The 17,606-nt window shown below is 37.7% G+C and carries 18 protein-coding genes and 1 riboswitch; of the genes, 14 read left to right on the top strand and 4 right to left on the bottom strand.

The annotated features are described in order from the left end of the window. The first annotated feature begins 168 nt into the window (after window positions 1–168). From pxpB to LG276_RS22760, 6 genes are read left to right on the top strand one after another with little or no spacing between them, the layout of a single operon-like run. Window positions 169–882, top strand: coding sequence for a 5-oxoprolinase subunit PxpB (gene pxpB / locus LG276_RS22785; protein WP_341105262.1), 714 nt, complete (start codon window positions 169–171; stop codon window positions 880–882). Then, complete coding sequence (locus LG276_RS22780) at window positions 879–1,868, top strand: biotin-dependent carboxyltransferase family protein (protein ID WP_341105264.1); 990 nt, start codon at window positions 879–881, stop codon at window positions 1,866–1,868. Before pxpB ends, LG276_RS22780 begins: the two co-directional genes overlap by 4 nt. Before the next feature lie 10 nt (window positions 1,869–1,878). Beyond that, window positions 1,879–2,643: a LamB/YcsF family protein gene (locus tag LG276_RS22775; protein ID WP_251162410.1), complete on the top strand. Its 765-nt coding sequence runs from the start codon at window positions 1,879–1,881 to the stop codon at window positions 2,641–2,643. Next, entirely contained in the window at window positions 2,643–3,833 is a 1,191-nt protein-coding gene (locus LG276_RS22770; RefSeq protein WP_224936904.1) for an NRAMP family divalent metal transporter, read from the top strand. Before LG276_RS22775 ends, LG276_RS22770 begins: the two co-directional genes overlap by 1 nt. Window positions 3,834–3,856: 23 nt before the next feature. Continuing rightward, window positions 3,857–4,645, top strand: a complete 789-nt coding sequence (locus LG276_RS22765) for a putative hydro-lyase (RefSeq protein ID WP_281202844.1) — start codon at window positions 3,857–3,859, stop codon at window positions 4,643–4,645. A gap of 12 nt (window positions 4,646–4,657) precedes the next feature. Beyond that, window positions 4,658–5,323, top strand: a complete 666-nt coding sequence (locus LG276_RS22760) for a DUF3885 domain-containing protein (RefSeq protein ID WP_341105270.1) — start codon at window positions 4,658–4,660, stop codon at window positions 5,321–5,323. A 146-nt stretch (window positions 5,324–5,469) separates the two neighbouring features. Here LG276_RS22760 and LG276_RS22755 read toward each other — a convergent pair whose 3' ends face one another. The 3 genes from LG276_RS22755 to LG276_RS22745 all read right to left on the bottom strand — a co-directional run bounded on the left by LG276_RS22755 (window position 5,470) and on the right by LG276_RS22745 (window position 8,241). Then, on the bottom strand, window positions 5,470–6,354 hold the full coding sequence (locus LG276_RS22755) for a D-alanyl-D-alanine carboxypeptidase family protein (protein ID WP_404293015.1): 885 nt from the start codon (window positions 6,352–6,354) through the stop codon (window positions 5,470–5,472). Between the two features lie 95 nt (window positions 6,355–6,449). Beyond that, a complete protein-coding gene (locus tag LG276_RS22750) occupies window positions 6,450–7,559 on the bottom strand; it encodes a HAMP domain-containing sensor histidine kinase (RefSeq protein WP_341105274.1) in 1,110 nt (369 codons plus the stop codon). After that, a complete protein-coding gene (locus LG276_RS22745) occupies window positions 7,552–8,241 on the bottom strand; it encodes a response regulator transcription factor (protein ID WP_224936899.1) in 690 nt (229 codons plus the stop codon). Before LG276_RS22745 ends, LG276_RS22750 begins: the two co-directional genes overlap by 8 nt. 137 nt (window positions 8,242–8,378) lie before the next feature. Between LG276_RS22745 and LG276_RS22740 the strand changes: the two genes are divergently transcribed. From LG276_RS22740 to LG276_RS22725, 4 genes are all read left to right on the top strand, one after another. Then, on the top strand, window positions 8,379–9,203 hold the full coding sequence (locus LG276_RS22740; protein WP_404293013.1) for a class I SAM-dependent methyltransferase: 825 nt from the start codon (window positions 8,379–8,381) through the stop codon (window positions 9,201–9,203). Window positions 9,204–9,290: 87 nt separating this feature from the next. Beyond that, entirely contained in the window at window positions 9,291–9,923 is a 633-nt protein-coding gene (locus LG276_RS22735; RefSeq protein ID WP_224936897.1) for a LysE family translocator, read from the top strand. Window positions 9,924–10,052: 129 nt separating this feature from the next. Further along, window positions 10,053–10,610: a class I SAM-dependent methyltransferase gene (locus LG276_RS22730; RefSeq protein WP_404293011.1), complete on the top strand. Its 558-nt coding sequence runs from the start codon at window positions 10,053–10,055 to the stop codon at window positions 10,608–10,610. 314 nt (window positions 10,611–10,924) lie between these two features. Then, on the top strand, window positions 10,925–11,641 hold the full coding sequence (locus LG276_RS22725) for a sulfite exporter TauE/SafE family protein (protein ID WP_404293009.1): 717 nt from the start codon (window positions 10,925–10,927) through the stop codon (window positions 11,639–11,641). A gap of 84 nt (window positions 11,642–11,725) precedes the next feature. On the opposite strand, the gene LG276_RS22720 is transcribed toward LG276_RS22725, so the two are convergent. Further along, window positions 11,726–12,772 (bottom strand): ketopantoate reductase family protein, encoded by a 1,047-nt coding sequence (locus LG276_RS22720; protein WP_404293007.1) that lies wholly within the window; start codon window positions 12,770–12,772, stop codon window positions 11,726–11,728. Between the two features lie 143 nt (window positions 12,773–12,915). On the opposite strand from LG276_RS22720, the gene LG276_RS22715 reads away from it, so the two are divergent. The 4 genes from LG276_RS22715 to LG276_RS22700 all read left to right on the top strand — a co-directional run bounded on the left by LG276_RS22715 (window position 12,916) and on the right by LG276_RS22700 (window position 17,408). Beyond that, window positions 12,916–14,403: a methyl-accepting chemotaxis protein gene (locus LG276_RS22715; protein WP_404293005.1), complete on the top strand. Its 1,488-nt coding sequence runs from the start codon at window positions 12,916–12,918 to the stop codon at window positions 14,401–14,403. Window positions 14,404–14,533: 130 nt separating this feature from the next. Then, window positions 14,534–14,718: riboswitch (Lysine riboswitch) on the top strand. Window positions 14,719–14,847: 129 nt separating this feature from the next. Continuing rightward, window positions 14,848–15,693, top strand: coding sequence for a transporter substrate-binding domain-containing protein (locus tag LG276_RS22710; RefSeq protein WP_341105284.1), 846 nt, complete (start codon window positions 14,848–14,850; stop codon window positions 15,691–15,693). Between the two features lie 197 nt (window positions 15,694–15,890). Beyond that, window positions 15,891–16,649 carry an amino acid ABC transporter permease gene (locus LG276_RS22705; protein WP_095371435.1) on the top strand — a complete coding sequence of 253 codons (759 nt, stop codon included), beginning with the start codon at window positions 15,891–15,893 and terminating at the stop codon, window positions 16,647–16,649. 24 nt (window positions 16,650–16,673) lie between these two features. Then, window positions 16,674–17,408: an amino acid ABC transporter ATP-binding protein gene (locus LG276_RS22700; protein ID WP_095373573.1), complete on the top strand. Its 735-nt coding sequence runs from the start codon at window positions 16,674–16,676 to the stop codon at window positions 17,406–17,408. Window positions 17,409–17,606 lie beyond the last annotated feature (198 nt).

Raw genomic sequence — 17,606 nt, 5'->3', positions numbered from 1 at the left:
AACTCTAACAATCTTTATTATTGAAAGATAGTAAATATCGTTAGGGTTGCTTTTTATTTTTAATACTTTATTGTATTATTTAAATAAAATAATCTGTATAAATAGATTATTAGTATAATTGAATTTTTTACAAATAAACTGAACAGCTTAGATAAGGAGGGGTGTAAATTGAAATGGCACTTTTGTCCGTTGGGAGACCAAGCTCTTCTTATAGAATTAGGGGATCAGATTTCATCTGAAACCCAACAACAAATTCAAATGTTCTCGAATTTTCTCGAGGATCAACGCTTACCGTGGATGAAGGAATGCATTCCAGCTTACACGAATATTTCGGTATTTTATGACATTTGGAAGGTTAGTCAATTATGCGATAAAGAGCAACTGCCTTATGAATTTGTATGCGCAGAACTGAATGAATTATTAAAATCTGTGGATACACAAAATCGCCTATCTTCGAGGAAAATTGACATTCCTGTCTGTTATGGTGGGGAATTTGGTCCCGATTTACATGAGGTTGCCCGGTTAAATCACCTAACACCCGATGAAGTAATCGAAATTCATTCAGCTGGTGATTATTTGGTCCATATGATTGGTTTTGCTCCTGGCTTTCCATTCATCGGAGGAATGTCTGAAAAGATTGCGGCACCTAGGAGGAAATCACCAAGGCTACAAATTCCAGCTCGGACTGTTGGGATTGCAGGGATGCAAACAGGTGTATATCCTATTGAAACACCTGGAGGTTGGCAATTGATTGGAAGGACGCCAATCGAATTATTTACACCACAGGAAGAAATGCCAACTTTGTTAAGGGCTGGCGATCGCATTCAATTTAAGCCAATTAGCTTTGATGAGTATAAGCAATTGGAGGCTGAGCAGTCATGATAGAGATTAAGAAACCAGGTTTATTATCGACCCTACAAGATCTTGGCCGAACAGGATACCAGAAATATGGTGTAATCGCCAGTGGTGTCATGGATCAAGATGCGCATAAGATTGCGAATATGCTTGTCGGGAACACCGAAGAACAACCTACATTAGAAATGACATTAATTGGCCCACGCATTGTTTTTCACGAAGATTGTTTGATTAGTCTTTGTGGAGGAGATATCGGTCCGCAAATTAATGGACAGCAAGTAGGGCTGTGGAAACCTATTTGGGTAAATGCCGGAAGTGAGCTAACATTCGCTTCGTATAAAGAGGGCTGTCGTACTTATTTAGCCATTGCTGGTGGGTTTGATGTCGAGTTGGTCATGGATAGTTATGCTACTTATTTACGTGCACATATTGGCGGACATAATGGGCGCGCGCTTCAAAAAGGCGATCGATTAACTTTAAAAGAGAAGAGTAGCTTATCGAAAAAAATGATCGATTCATTAAAACAACCTAACAAGCCATTTGTTGAAGCAAAATGGCATATACCGGTTCAGATGAGAAGGCCCTCTAATCAAAGAATTAGGGTCATTGAAGGGAAGCAATTTTCTCTTTTTAATAAAGAAAGCAAAATAGCATTATTTAATAACCCTTATAAGGTAGCTTCACAGTCGGATCGAATGGGTTATCGCCTGAATGGTAGTGCACTCGCATTATCAGAAGAGAAAGAAATGATCTCAGAGGCTGTTGCTATGGGGACCATTCAAGTACCTCCTGACGGGCAACCAATCATCTTAATGGCTGATAGGCAAACGACTGGAGGATACCCGAAGATTGGACAGGTGGCATCCATCGATTTACATGTGTTGGCTCAAACAAAGCCTGGAGAAGAGGTGTTTTTTGAAAAGATATCTTTTACAGAAGCTCAAAAGCTCTTTATTCAAAAGGAGCAAAGGCTCTATGAGTATAAAAGGAGTATCCAAATAAAATATCGATAGGAGGATAACGATGATAAAGATTGATTTAAACTGTGATTTAGGTGAGAGTTTCGGTAACTATTCAATTGGTAATGATGAAGAAATTTTAAATTATGTGACCAGTGCAAATATTGCTTGTGGCTTCCATGCAGGTGATGCGACAACGATGCGTAAGACGGTGAAACTGGCATTAGAGAAAAAAGTGGGGATTGGTGCTCATCCAGGAACACAAGACTTAGTTGGCTTTGGTAGAAGAGAAATGAATATCTCCCCTCAAGAAGCGTATGATATTGTTGTCTACCAAATTGGCGCATTGTCCGCTTTTGTTCAGTCTGAGGGCGGAAAGTTGCAACATGTTAAACCACACGGAGCCCTTTTCAATATGGCAGCAAAAGACGCTCAGTTGTCTGAAGCTATTGCAGAAGCTGTGTACAAAGTCGATCCCGAATTAATTTTGTTTGGCTTAGCTGGTAGCGAGCTAGTAAAAGCGGGTGCGAAGATAGGTTTAAAAACGGCAAGTGAAGTATTCTCTGACCGTACGTATCAAGATGACGGTTCCTTGACTTCAAGGAGAGAATCAAATGCATTAATTACCGACCAAGAGGTAGCGGTCGCACAGGTCGTTCGTATGGTAAAGGAAGGGAAAGTAGCGTCTGTAAGTGGCAAGGATGTTGACATTTTAGCAGATACTGTTTGTATTCATGGTGACGGCAAACATGCATTGGCATTTGCTAAACTCATTCATGCGACTCTACAAAAAGAAAATATCCAAGTGAGACGAATAGGAGAAGCTTAATGAAAACACAATCAACTAGAAGTATTATTTTAGGTGCAGCCTTCCTAATGGCTACTTCAGCAATAGGGCCTGGCTTTTTAACACAAACAACTGTGTTTACAGAAAAACTAGCAGCAAGCTTTGGGTTTGTTATTTTAGTCTCGATTATCATAGATATCGGAGCACAATTAAATATTTGGCGAATTTTAGCCGTCTCAGAAAAGAAAGCGCAAGATATTGCTAATCAGGTTTTACCTGGATTAGGTTATTTCTTGGCCTTACTCATAGTGATGGGGGGACTGGCTTTTAATATTGGTAATATTGCTGGAGCTGGACTTGGAACGAATGTATTATTTGGTGTTTCTCCAGAATTAGGCGCTTTATTAAGTGGATTAGTTGCTATTGGTATTTTTGTTGTTCGAGAAGCAGGAAAGCTAATGGACCGCTTCACACAAGTGCTAGGGTTTGTCATGATTGGATTGATGGTTTATGTCATGTTTACTGCCTCTCCTCCAGTTGGTGAAGCTGTGACACGTACATTTGTACCAGAAACGATTGATATTTTAGCTATTGTTACACTAGTAGGTGGAACAGTCGGTGGTTACATTACCTTTGCCGGTGGGCATCGTTTATTAGATGCTGGTATTAAAGGGAAAGAAGCTTTACCACAAGTAACAAGAAGTGCAGTGAGTGCCATTGGAATTGCCTCATTAATGAGAATTTTCCTTTTCTTAGCTGCTTTAGGGATTGTTTCTCAAGGGTTAACTTTAAACCCTGATAATCCAGCAGCATCTGTGTTTCAACATGCTGCCGGCAATGTTGGCTATAAAATATTTGGTGTGATTATGTGGGCAGCAGCGGTTACATCTGTCGTTGGTGCGGCCTATACATCCGTTTCATTTATTCGGACATTCACCCATTTCATTGATAAAAATGCAAAATGGTTTACAGTAGGTTTTATCGCAATATCTACCCTTGTATTTGTTATGATTGGACAACCAGTGAAAATCCTCGTATTAGTTGGTTCATTAAATGGACTAATTTTGCCTATCGCTCTAGGTGTGATGTTAATTGCTGCACATAAGGCGAAGATTGTTGGCGATTATAAACATCCGTTATGGTTAACCTTGTTTGGGCTACTAATTGTCATTGTTATGGCATTAATGGGCGGTTACTCTTTAATTAATGGGATCCCACAATTGTTTGAATAATAGCTTGAAAGGTGTGAATAAGATTGAATTTAACAACAGTAAGTCCTGAAGAAGCACGTAAGCAGATTAGGGAAGGTTATTGGAAGCAGCCCACTGCTGGCATTGCTAATGGCTTTATCCAAGCGAATTTAGCTGTATTACCAAAAGAACTTGCCTTTGACTTTTTATTATTTTGTCAAAGAAACCAAAAGTCTTGTCCGATTATCGATGTAACAGAGGTCGGATCAGTTATACCAAAGTTAGCCGCACCAAACGGCAATATTATGACAGATATCCCTAAGTACCGTATATATAAGCATGGAGAACTTGTGGATGAGGTGCAAGATGCAACCGGTTATTGGCGTACAGATATGGTTGGCTTTCTAATTGGTTGTAGCTTTACTTTTGAAGAAGCGCTTTTAAATAATCATATTCCAATCAGACATATCGAAGAAAACTGCAATGTGCCGATGTATGAAACAAATATTGAATGTGTAAAATCTGGTATGTTTGAAGGGCCGATGGTGGTAAGTATGAGACCAATGAAAGAAGCGGATGCGATAAGGGCTATTCAAGTAACGAGTCGTTTTCCTTCAGTCCACGGTGCCCCGGTACATTTAGGAAATCCAGAAAAAATAGGGATTAAAGATATTAACAAACCTGAGTTCGGAGATGCGGTTACCATTAAAGATGGAGAAGTTCCTGTATTTTGGGCATGTGGCGTAACCCCACAAGCAGTGGCGATGCGGGCAAAACCAGAGATTATGATTACGCATGCCCCTGGTCATATGTTTATTACAGATGTGTTAAATGAACAATATGCAATCCTGTAAGAAAGGGCTTCTATGGAGTTATCAAACTATTTGCAGTCTCAATTTCCAGGATTAAAACTAATGCCAAGTATATATCAGCAATGGAACATCGGTATTCCTTTCACGTTCGCTGAAGAAATCTACCAATTTAACGAACAAGGTCAGTTAAATATGGATAGATTTGAGCTTGTTTATGAACAGGCAACAACCCTTTTTAAGGAGTTATTTGCTAGCGAGGATGAAGTGATGTTAGTGACTAATATGTATAAAATGGCTGAAAAAGAAAAGAGAACGAGAAAATTAAAGGTTTACCAATCTCATTTGAAGCAACGTAAAAAGTTGTATCAACTTCAGGTGGAAACCATGCCTTATCCTTTTGAAGTGGAGGATGCAGGCGCATACCAATTACAACAATTCTCTTTATTATGCCAGTGCCGAGACGTACAAATAGATTCACTTATAAAAGCAGCTGCTCATGAAGACTTTCCTTTAAAACCACGTTTTGGTGGTTATCATGTCAATTATCCAGATGTTTTCTTTATTAATTTAACGAGAGATGTCATCTTTTTCATATACGATGATCGTGGTTGTGAAGTCATTGCCCGCAATGTTCAGATTCTGAGACAGCTATATGAAAAGTATGGTAACTGGATTGATGAAGTCGATCGAGCAGATGTGGTTCGAAGATTGGGTTATTAAATGTTTATGGAGAAAGATGTATAATAACAACGGTGATGAAATCCTGCTTAATTTTACTCGAGTGGTGTGCATACTGAATTGTGCACACTACTCGAGTAATTTTCTTGTTTCTCATGTATTAGTATGGTCAAAGCTCTGTTATTTTTTTAAAGAGAGTAAGTAGTGACTATTACACCCTCTTTATTATCACCAGAAATGTGATAGTAATCGTCATCCGGTAAGGTAATAGTTTTGCCATCATGGACCGGGAAATATTGAATATGATAAGTTACATCACCTAATGTAAAGTCAATTGTCTTTTCTGTTTCTAGCAGTTTTAAATATTCCTCTAATACAAGATTTTTCTCATGCATTACTGCACTATGTGGTAAACCAACATAGCGGATATGCCATGGTTCATATGAAATGCCGGTAATATCACTTTTGTTTTCAGGGTATCGTAAAATAAAGCCATACATCCAAGCTTTCTCTTCTAACCATTGGGCTTCCTTTGCTTTATACATAGTGGTTGTTTGAGAACCGACATCAAGGGCTAGTCCGAAATTATGTTCACTATAACCAGCAGGTAGAGCGTAATCCGCCCCTTTTTCCTGATACAGCGTTTGTTGTGCGTCCCAGCTTCGATAGCCACTTGTTAGTAAAAATTGAAAATCTCCTTCTTTGTTAGCTGCATGTATCATATCATTAAATCGATATAATAAATCTATCGACAATTCGATATTAGTATCGATAAGACCAAACTCTTTCTCTAATTCATCATATTCAAATACGTTGACTACATCGTCTAGTATTGTATTTTTCTTCAATGGATGTACTTCATTAACAAGTAATAGCTGACCATCGTTTATCATATCTTCTTCTACAGATAAATTTCTATTAGAAGGTATGGGCTTGAAATCATTGTTTTCGTTCTCCTCATTGGCGTATTCAATATCATCCCTTAATAAATTGGCTTTATTCGAAGTAAGATATTGATTGATGGCTATTAATAAAAATAAAATGATGGCTAAAAAAAATCCCCACTTCTTCATACGTTTATTCCTCCTTCAATTCATAAAATTAAAGATAAAGAATAAAGCTTAAAAAAAAGTAGGGGTAAATATAAAGTTTTTCTTAAATCATCCCTTTAATGATTCAAAGTAGATGGATGAACGGGAAGTCTAATCTCAAAGCTTGTTTGTATGACTGTACTATTGACAGTGATACGACCGCCATGCTGTTCAACAATATTCTTGGCAATAAATAACCCTAACCCTGTTCCACCTTCTTGATGGGCGCGAGAAGGGTCGGATGTGTAAAAGGAATCGAAAATATAAGGTAGGTCCTTTTCTCTGATATCATCACCGTAGTTAATAATCTGCACAATCGCTCCTTCATCGTCTAATGAAGAGTGAATATCGATAAATTGTCCATCCACCCCATAGCGTATTGCGTTATTTAGGAGATTTTCAAATACACGTGCTAATTGTCTCCCATCTGCTTCAATCATTAAGGAGGGTTGTAAATGTAATCTTGCCTCTAAGTGATTCTTCTTTAGGGCAGGATACATTTCCTCACAGAGTTGTAATAATAACTCACTTAAATTAATTTCACTTTTGATAATAGAGAGTTTCCCATAATTTAATTTCGTTATATCAAAAAGATGATCAATTAATTCTTCTAACCGCCCAGCTTTTTTATAGACAATGTTTGTATAATGCTTTTTTTGTTCCTCGGTTAAGCTAGTGTCTTTTTTGATAATATCTAAATAGCCAATGACTGATGTGAGTGGTGTTCGTAAGTCATGGGCGAGATTGACAATTAACTGATCACGGCTTGACTCAGCAAAATCTCCACGCTCAATCGCCTCTTTTAGCTTGAGACTAGCTGTATTTAAATCCATCGCTATTTGGCTGAATTCATCGTTAGTAGAGATTATTGTTTCATATTGAAAATCACTGTTAGCTAATTGCTTTAAACCATGTGAAATATGACTGAAATAAGATGAAAATCGTCTTGTAAGTAATTTGAAAATGACGAGTGTAAATAGAATATATAGAATCGCAAAAATAATAAATAGACCCTTATTTCCTAATGCCCACCTGATTCGAGCTAAAGGATCATCGATGAACACAAACTGATGATAATAATATTGCATAAATGCAAAAAGTGCATAGGTGATTAAGCCAGCTAATATTATGCTAACGAAGACGAGTAGTAATAGTTTCGTTTGAAAATTAATTTTAAATTTAACCATGAAAGGCATAACCTACTCCCCAGACGGTTTTAATAAACTCGTTCTTGTCTTCCCCAAGTTTCTTTCTTAATGTGCGAATATGAACCATCACTGTATTTTGGTTGTCATAATATGCATCTCCCCATACAGTTTGAAAAATATGCTCTGCACTAAAAACCTTATTCGGGTGGTTAGCGAGTAAGAGGAGAATATCAAATTCCTTCGGGGTGAGAGAGAGGACCGTATCATATTTTGTTACTTTATGTTGATCAGGATCAATCGTAAGTCCTCGAAACTCTAAAATATTCTCTTTTGAAGCTGATTGATTATACAGCATTGTCCGGCGTAATTGTGATTTGACGCGTGCCACTAATTCCATAGGATTGAACGGTTTGGTCATATAATCATCAGCTCCAATGACAAGCCCGGTGATTCGGTCAAAATCAGATGTTTTAGCGCTCAAAAAGATAATCGGAAAAAGATAGTTTTGTTCGCGAATCATTCTAGTGACTTCATGTCCGTCTAAACGGGGCATCATAATATCTAAGACAGCCAAATCAATTGGCTGTGATTGTACAATTTTTAATGCTTCTTCTCCATCATTTACTTTGAAAATATGAAAGCCTTCTTTTTCTAAATGGAGCCCTACAAGGTCAGCAATTTCCGCCTCATCATCGGCAATCAAAATATTTACGTGCTTCACGTTGTACACCTCTAATTTTCAGTAAGAATCTCTTATAGTATAGCCGTTAACCCTGTATTCATCCAGCAAGAGAATGATCGTTGCTTTCCTTGAATTCTGTTATAATATGCAATATCTTTCGACTAGGGGGACTTTTTATGTATAAGGAGATTTTAAGCAAAATTGAACAGCCAGAAGCTTTTCAACCATCTGAAAAAATGTTTTGGCAAGATGAGTATATTGCAAAACAGCTTTTAAAAGCACATCTTAATCCAAACCATGAAGGAGCGAGTAGAGAACCGAAATTTATAGATGCTTCGGTAAGATTTATTTCACAGCTTATGAACAGTGGAGATAGAGTAGTTGATCTCGGTTGTGGACCAGGTCTTTATTGTGAACAGCTGGCAATGAGAGGCTATGCGGTTACAGGGATTGATTTCTCCGAGAACTCTATTGCTTACGCCAAAGCCCAGGCTAGTGAAAGGCATTTACCGATACAGTATCGCTTTGAGGATTATCTGAACATGGATGACGTAAATACGTTTGATTTTGCGACGCTGATCTATTGTGATTATGGTGCATTATCGCCAAAGAATCGCAAGCAGTTGTTAAAGAATATTTATCGCTGCTTAACTGAATCTGGACGCCTATTTTTAGATGTATTTACCGTTAATAAGTATCATTCTTTTGTAGAGGGAAAACAATGGTCAATGAATAATCAAGGGGGATTTTGGTCTGCCCATCCTTTCTTGGAAATCTCTCATAACAAAAAATATGATGAGGAAATTTCTCTTGAACAAACTTTGGTACTGACTGAAGAAACTGCTGATGTGTATCACATTTGGCATCAATACTTTACTAAGGAGCGGTTGATAAGAGAGCTCCGAGATGCTGGATTTAAAGTGATTAATGAGTATAGTAATGTGGCTGGAGAGCCTTACACTGATAGAAGCGAGACAATGGCTATCCTTGTTCAGAAATAATTTTTAAAAATATTCTATTTCTTTTCTTGCGAGAGGAGTACAATGGAAGTAATTTTAATACATGTATTGGTTGAGGGGGAAGATTAGATGTTTGGCATCACAAGTTTTACGGTGTTTTTAGCCGCCGCGATTATTATGAATATTACCCCTGGGACAGATACGATGTATATTGTCTCACGGAGTGTCTCACAAGGTAAGAAGGCAGGGTTATACTCTGTTCTTGGTATATCTACAGGAGCAATGGTGCATACATTTTTAGCTGCTATCGGATTATCTCTTATTCTTACAACGTCAGTCATTTTATTTACTATTGTAAAGATGATTGGTGCGGCGTATTTAATTTATCTTGGCGTACGTATGGTCATTCAAAAATCCTCACAATTTGAAGTTAAAAAGACGAAACCTTTAACTGCAAGGAAAGTGTTTGCTCAAGGTTTACTAACCAATCTAACCAATCCAAAAGTGGCGCTTTTCTATATTTCATTTCTACCCCAATTTATATCTGTAGACAATGGATATGGCCCACTTCCTTTTATCATCCTTGGTATGACCTATGTTGTAACAGGAACCATTTGGTGTTCGATAGTCGCGCTTTTTGCCTCTACAACAACGAAAAAACTTAGAAATAATCCTAAAGCAGAATTTATTATTAATAAGGTAACGGGCATGATCTTTGTCGGCTTAGGTATTAAGCTTCTCCAAACAAAGGCCTCCTCATAAAGAAAGGAGCAGAACAAACTCTGCTCCGTTTTTTCATCCATTACAATATTCCCCATTTACAAAGAAGATTAAATAAATTATAGTTATTAAAGAGTGTTTATATCTATAATTAAAAAGGGGTTATTACTTATGAATGAAAAAGTAAAAAGAAAGATTAGTCATCTTGAAAATATTGATCGTTTTTCAGCTGAGGAATTATTTCAATACTTCCCCCTCAATCATAGTGACGTCGTATTAGATATAGGAGCTGGTGCAGGATACGTAGCGCTACCTATAGCAGAAAGGGTAGATTTGGTTTATGCACTTGATTTGGATGAGGAAATTTTAAACTATTTGCAGCTAACAGCAGAGAAGAGAGGGATCACAAATATTCAGCCCGTAATAGCTAATTTTAAAGACATACCATTAGCAGATGAACAAGTAGATATTGCGATCGCTTCAATCTCGCTACATGAAGTAAAACCATTATCCGCTGTACTAGAAGAAATCAAGCGTACCTTAAAATCTCGAGGTACATTCTTATGCATTGATATTGAAAAAACCGCAGATGCCAGAGGACCGAGAGTATCATCTGGGGATATGATGAAGGCAATGGAAAATGCCGGTTTTAGCGATATGAAAATGACCGTTTCTCCACAGAAATTAGGAAGTGAGCCGGTTTATATCATTAGGGCAGTAAAAAAGTAATGAATGTTTACATGTAAAGCAACAGTAAACTAACATCCATTACAAATAGTCGTATATATAAAATAAGGCATGATTGAAACGTGAAATATCCGTATCCAACAAAGCTTTTTTAAACAACAATTCAATAAGGAAAAGTAGTCTTACATCCCTTTAATTAAGAGGCACTTTTTTCTTATCTTAATTAGATAAGTCCCCACAAAAATTTCTCGTTCCACGTGAAACAAACGGTCCATCTTATGAGGGTTTTGTTAGCTGAAATGGTAAAATAGAGGCAGGGGAGAAAGTTTCTGTAATAATGAAGGTGGTTTGCTCAATTGCTCATTTTATATGTACTTCTTATTTTAGTTGCATCTATATTACAGGCGAGTACGGGATATGGATTTTCTATTTTAGCGACGCCGTTTTTACTGCTGTTTTTTGAGCCGATGGAGGCCATTCAAATCAACTTAATCTTATCTTTGTTTATTTCGATTGTCATGATAGGGAAAGTCAAGGTCGATGTTGATCAAAAAGTGTTAAAACGACTCATCATCGGCAGTATTTTTGGTTTACCTTTAGGGATGGTCATTTTTCTTTGGTTACCGCTTAACTGGCTAAAACTAGGGATAGGTATTCTAATTTTGGTTTTGACTGTGTTGATGATTGCTCAATTGAAGATGAAGCAAACGAGAAATAGAGATTATGGCGCTGGTGGGCTATCTGGAACATTAACGACAAGTATTGGGATGCCTGGTCCGCCGTTATTATTGTATTTCTCGGGCACCAAAACGAATATGGAAATTCTCAGAGGAACGACAATTGCTTTTTATTTATATATTTATGTAATCAGTCTGACTATCCAAATGGTTGTCGCCGGTACCACACAAACAGTTTGGCTCGCTAGTTTGGTTGGAGCTCCTGTGGCACTAATTGGCATATTTTTAGGACAATTATTTTTTAAAGTCATGAGCCAAACGTTTTTCTCAATTATTTCATACTCCATCCTTTTATTTACTGGATTATACTTATGTATTAACCAATTATTTCTCTAATGCTGCATGGGAATGAGGAAGGAAAAAAGGCTGGTGAGGGGTTCGATTTCGCACGTCTCACTCAGCCTGTCTTTCGAGTATGGATTAATGAATGGCAAATTCTTTGTTTAATAGGGACTCAAATGCTTTAATATTTTCATTAAAGTCCGGCAGTTGTTTTGTTTCTTCTGCTTGTTTGATCAAGCTTGTGACAAGATCATTTACTGTAGTAGATACTTGTAGGGCGTTCCCTTTTGTTGAAATGTAACCATTAATATAGTCGACTTCTGTTTGTAATCCTTTTTCTAAATCTTGTAGCATACTAGCTTTGAGCAGTGCTTGAGGAGCAAATGCTTGTTTAGCAACTTGGATGACCATTGGTAGGTTGCTCTTGTCTTCGCTAATAGAGAAGATACCTACATTTACACCCGCTAGTTCGCTAAATTGAATGTTATTCGCGTATCCAACTTTTAACGTTTCATCAGCTAACATCACTGCACTTGTGACAGCTGCCTCGTTATTCAAAATATCTCCATATGTACAACCTAGTGCTGCCGACATACCGCTCATCGCTACATTAACAAGAAGTTTGGACCATTTTGTACCGATAAGATTATTTGACACGATTGTGCCACCGACATCTTCAAGAACGGTTTTTACTTGATTCACGCGATCAGTAATCTGTCCGTCTAACTCACCAATTTGAAACGCGTGAGCAGAGAATGCCTCTTTGTCTGATGTTAATTGTGATACACCTGGTTTTACCCAAGTTGCACCAAACTCAACAGAACCACCAATAATGTTGGATGAACCAAGTGATTCTACTAAACTTTCTTCTGGAACACCATTTTGTAAAGAGAGTAATATGCTTGCTTCGTTCATATGCGCTTGTAATTGTAGGAGCACTGATTCATTGTATACTTGCTTTGTTAAAAGTAAGACAAGGTCATAAATGCCATTCATTTCTTGTGGCGTGATGGCTTTTACAGAAGCCTGCAAGTTTACCGTCCCCACAACTGTTGCGCCGTTACTGTTTAAGGCATTGATATGATCAGTATTCACATCGATGCATTCCACATGATGTGCCCCTTTTGATAAGTGTGCCCCAATAATCGTCCCTAAAGACCCTGTTCCCATGATCGCAATTCTCATTATGTATCCTCCTAAAATATTTAGCTATAAAGCACTAACATAATAGTTAATCATACCGAAATAAATAAGAGAAATAAAAGAAAAAAACCCCAAATAATAGGCTTAAAGTCCTTGTTTTTGGATTAATTTAGGAGGAAAAATAATTGGGTACGCAAAAGAACGAATTATTAAGAGTTCATAAAGTGAATATGTGGGGATTGATGACATTAGCTGTTTTATTAGTCTTACCTATTGTTATTGACCGAGGTTTGAGCGATACAATTGTCATTATGTGTGCTGGGATTTCTGTCATTGTCATGGCTATTGTTCTGTACTTTTTGCGTATCAATGATTACGTAAAGGGCTTTTTGTATGCTGCTATACCAAACCTCATTGTGATGATGCTCTTTTTTGTGGACGGATATGCTTTGAATAAGCATTATATTTTATTCTTAACGGTTGCAATGGTGGTGCTGTATTTTAAGAAAGAAATGATTGTTGCTTTTTCTGCATTCTTTAATATTAGTTTTATTGCTACCTGCTTTATAATTGGCCATCAGTTATTAGGAGAAAGTAATAGTGTCCGGAGTATTTTTACTATTATTCTTGTCACCAACGGGATTTTGTACTTATTTTATTTATTAGCTAGTTGGGGTAGGGAATTGATTGACCAAGCAGAGCAAAAAGAAACGGAGTCAAAAGACCTTCTCATACAGTTGCAAGACACCTTTGGTTCAATAGATAAAGGTACAGTGACTCTAGAAAATCATATTGGACTTTTTAAGCAAAATATTGAAACGATACATGAGTCAAGCCAACAAGTATTAGAAGCTGCTCAACAGATGGCTACAAGTATTCAGGAAGAAGCGAATAGCTTAAATATTGTCAATGATTCTATGAGTCAGTCTTTACAAAATACAAAAGAATCTGTTGCCATTTCAGAAGGTGTCGTAGAAGAGTCGAAGAGTATGAATGAGAAAGTACAAGATGGTTTAACTAAGATAGTCGATGTTACATCGCATATGAATACAGTAAATACAACGATTAGTGTGACAGCATCGACGGTATCAGATGTTCATTCTAGTATGGAACAAGTGAATAAATTATTAGCAGGCATTAAACAAATTGCCGATCAAACTAATTTACTCGCATTAAATGCAGCAATTGAATCAGCAAGAGCCGGAGAGCATGGGCGAGGTTTTGCGGTCGTTGCAGATGAAGTAAGGAAGTTAGCTGAGCAAAGTGCTGAAATCACGGTGGCGATTTCTGAAGTGACGAATACTCTTTTCACTCAGTCTCTTGAAGCACGTCAAAGCTCTCTTGAAGGGGAAGGTGCTGTAAAGCAGGGACAAGCACTTCTAACAGAGATATCTGCCTTTTTCAACGAGATCCAAACATCATTACAAGAAAACAACTTAGAGTTAGTGAAAGGTGTCAATGAAGTGTCCGCTGCCACAGAAAAATTTGAGCAAATTCAAGAACAGATTGAAAATATGGCAAATATATCAGAGGAAAACGCTGCAGCTACAGAGGAAATCGTTGCCATCATAGAAGATGAACATGAGATGGTGTCAAAAGTAAACCATTCGGTAGCGGATATTAATCATTTGAGCATCCAGTTAAAAGAGTTAGCTTCAAGCAAACAAGCTTGACATTGGTAATTATGCTCTGGACAAAAGGTTGTGCGAAAAAAGGACCAATTTTCCATAGAGTTTATATTGACAGACGCTATTAAACTATTGTAGCCTAATAGATATCAAATTGAATAAACCTCACTTTTTCTGGTGGGGTAGAGGCGCGGTATTTAACAGTCTTTAGTAGAGTGATAAGGCATGATGAAACTAAAGAGAAGGAAATATCGCCGAAATGTGCTATATCCATTTGTATAGCATGTTGGGTCTGCAGTGAATAATTGCAGGACTGTCTTAATAAATTTACCCGGTTTATTAAGGTGCACTATCTCTAAAATGGGAAAAGTAGAGGATTTAGGCGGAAGAATAACAAGGACCTGAGTTCATCTCAGGTCTTTTTTTGTTATTCTTTTTCTTAATTCGGAATAGTTTAATTAGTAGAAAAATATATTAGGGGGAATAGAAATGAAAAAGAGATTTGCTTTACTAGCTATGGCTTTAGTAATGAGTATGTTTCTAGCTGCTTGTGGTTCAAATGATGAGGCTGAAGGAAGCACAGGTTCAGGTGGAGAAGATAAAGACGTGTTTCGTGTAGGACTAGAGGCGGGTTATGCGCCATTTAACTGGACGCAAATGGATGATAGCAACGGCGCAGTTGCAATTGAAGGTAATTCAGAGTTTGCAGGCGGTTACGATGTTGAGATTGCGAAGAAGATAGCAGAAGGTTTAGGAAAAGAGTTAGTAATTGTGAAAACAAAATGGGATGGTTTAGTACCATCATTAAGTTCAGATAAAATTGACGCCATTATTGCTGGTATGTCACCAACAGCAGAACGAAAAGAGACGATTGATTTTTCTGATAACTATTACGAATCTGATTTAGTCATGGTAGTGAAAAAAGGTAGCGATTACGAAAATGCCACATCCATTCAAGACTTCAGTGGAGCAAAGGTTACTGCCCAATTAAATACATTTCATTATTCAGTAATTGATCAAATTGACGGCGTACAACAGCAAACAGCGATGGAGAGCTTCCCTGCTATGCGTGTTGCATTAGAGTCTGGAATTATTGACGGTTATGTTTCTGAACGTCCTGAAGGTGTAAGTGCTTCAGCTGCTAATGATAACTTTGCGATGGTTGAATTTACTGAAGGATTTGAGACAAGTGAAGAAGATACTGCCATTGCAGTAGGGATGAAAAAAGATAGCGAATTAACAGATAAAATCAATGAAATCCTTGCAGATATTTCTGAAGAAGAACAAAAAGAATTAATGGATGCTGCTATTGAGAATCAGCCAGCGGCAGAATAACTAAATGAGCCGGCTGCATGAGATGTAGCCGGTTTTATATCGAGAAGAAGGTTAGGAGAGACATGAGAAATAAACAACTAGGGTAGCGCATCCTCTCCCTTTAAGTAATAGAAGGACTAATTAAACCTTTGAAGCGCAAATCCTTAGCAGATTGATTGGTAATGGCCAATCATGATGAGAGAAAAGGAGATCATGTTATGAGTATAGAATGGATTATTCGCATCGTAGTCGAATATTGGCCAATGTTTTTACGAGGCGCCGGTGTGACATTAGTCATTGCCTTAATTGGTACCGTTTTCGGTGCCCTAATTGGTTTGTTGTCAGGCATTCTTCGAACAATACCAATACCGGAGAATGGTCCTAAACGGTTGTTATTAAAAATAGTGAATTTCTTGTTATCTGCTTATATTGAATTCTTTAGAGGCACACCAATGATTGTACAGGCAATGGTTATTTTTTACGGGGCAGCAATGGCCTTTGGCTATCAAATGGATCCGCTCATTGCTGGTATCGTTATTGTTTCCATTAACACGGGTGCTTATATGGCTGAGATTGTTCGTGGAGGGATTATTTCTGTCGACCCAGGTCAATATGAGGCAGCCCAAGCCATTGGGATGAACCATTTGCAAACAATGATGAATGTTGTTTTACCTCAAGTCATTCGAAACATTCTTCCAGCTACAGGTAATCAATTTATCATTAATATAAAAGATACTGCCGTGTTAAGCGTGATTTCTATATCTGAATTATTTTTCCAAACGAATTCAATTGCAGGGAATAATTTCCGCTACTTTGAGTCATTCTTTGTTGTTTGTATTATTTATTTCGTTATGACTTATACCGTTACATTAATTCTACGCTATATTGAAAGAAGAATGGATGGACCGGAAAATTACGTCGTTGCAGGTGAAATGGATACGGCAGAAGATATCAAAAGGAAAACAACAGGAGCATAGGTGGCGGAAAGGAGAGTTGGAAAAGTGAATACAGTTGTTGATATTCAAGGGTTAAGTAAGTCTTTTGGTAGTCATGAAGTATTAAAAGATATTAACTTCTCAGTGAATAAAGGAGAAGTAGTTACAATCATCGGCTCATCAGGGTCTGGGAAATCGACCCTATTAAGATGTGTCAATCTATTAGAAAAGCCAAGTGGTGGACAAATTATCTATAACGGTGAAAATATCCTCGACGATAAACATAATGTCCATCAATATCGTAAAAATCTCGGCATGGTTTTTCAATCTTTTAATCTATTTAATAACCATAATGTATTGGGCAATTGTGTTGTTGGGCAAATAAAAGTATTAAAGCGTTCAAAAGAGGAAGCAGAAAAAATCGCGAAGAAATATTTGCGTGTGGTCGGGATGGAGGCTTATGTAGAAGCTAAGCCAAGACAGCTTTCCGGAGGTCAAAAACAGCGTGTGGCGATTGCAAGAGCACTTTCAATGGAGCCAGATGTGATGTTGTTTGATGAACCAACCTCAGCACTCGATCCTGAAATGGTTGGCGAAGTGTTAAAGGTGATGAAGGAACTGGCTGGCACAGGCCTGACCATGCTTATTGTCACCCATGAAATGGAATTCGCCCGTGAAGTGTCGGATCGCGTTGTCTTCATGGATAAAGGCGTCATTGCTGAAGAAGGGACACCAGAGCAACTATTCAATAACCCCAAAATGGAAAGAACCAAAGCTTTCCTACAACGTACACGTAACTAAAAGAAGCTTGCCCGATTTAATAATTAAATTGGGTTGGCTTCTTTTAGTTTTAGCCTCTCGTACGGAACGTTGTTAAAAGCTTTGGAATTGGATCAGAAGTTTGTCGGTCCTTTGGTAGAAGTTGAGCCGCGACAAAGATGAATGAACTACATTCGTAAGATCAACTTATGCTGTCGTATTTCCGCTCCAGAATTAAGC

Origin of the sequence: Cytobacillus kochii (assembly GCF_044790165.1) — a bacterium.
GTDB lineage: Bacteria > Bacillota > Bacilli > Bacillales > Cytobacillaceae > Cytobacillus > Cytobacillus kochii.
Note: the sequence above shows the minus strand (reverse complement) of the source record. Positions and strands in the feature narration are given on the sequence as shown.

Bases quoted from the DNA above. Each gene is read 5' to 3' on its own strand.
- LG276_RS22780 (WP_341105264.1), top strand. From the start codon at position 879: ATGATAGAGATTAAGAAACCAGGTTTATTATCGACCCTACAAGATCTT.
- LG276_RS22775 (WP_251162410.1), top strand. From the start codon at position 1,879: ATGATAAAGATTGATTTAAACTGTGATTTAGGTGAGAGTTTCGGTAAC.
- LG276_RS22770 (WP_224936904.1), top strand. From the start codon at position 2,643: ATGAAAACACAATCAACTAGAAGTATTATTTTAGGTGCAGCCTTCCTA.
- LG276_RS22760 (WP_341105270.1), top strand. From the start codon at position 4,658: ATGGAGTTATCAAACTATTTGCAGTCTCAATTTCCAGGATTAAAACTA.
- LG276_RS22755 (WP_404293015.1), bottom strand. From the start codon at position 6,354: ATGAAGAAGTGGGGATTTTTTTTAGCCATCATTTTATTTTTATTAATA.
- LG276_RS22750 (WP_341105274.1), bottom strand. From the start codon at position 7,559: ATGGTTAAATTTAAAATTAATTTTCAAACGAAACTATTACTACTCGTC.
- LG276_RS22740 (WP_404293013.1), top strand. From the start codon at position 8,379: ATGTATAAGGAGATTTTAAGCAAAATTGAACAGCCAGAAGCTTTTCAA.
- LG276_RS22735 (WP_224936897.1), top strand. From the start codon at position 9,291: ATGTTTGGCATCACAAGTTTTACGGTGTTTTTAGCCGCCGCGATTATT.
- LG276_RS22730 (WP_404293011.1), top strand. From the start codon at position 10,053: ATGAATGAAAAAGTAAAAAGAAAGATTAGTCATCTTGAAAATATTGAT.
- LG276_RS22720 (WP_404293007.1), bottom strand. From the start codon at position 12,772: ATGAGAATTGCGATCATGGGAACAGGGTCTTTAGGGACGATTATTGGG.
- LG276_RS22710 (WP_341105284.1), top strand. From the start codon at position 14,848: ATGAAAAAGAGATTTGCTTTACTAGCTATGGCTTTAGTAATGAGTATG.
- LG276_RS22705 (WP_095371435.1), top strand. From the start codon at position 15,891: ATGAGTATAGAATGGATTATTCGCATCGTAGTCGAATATTGGCCAATG.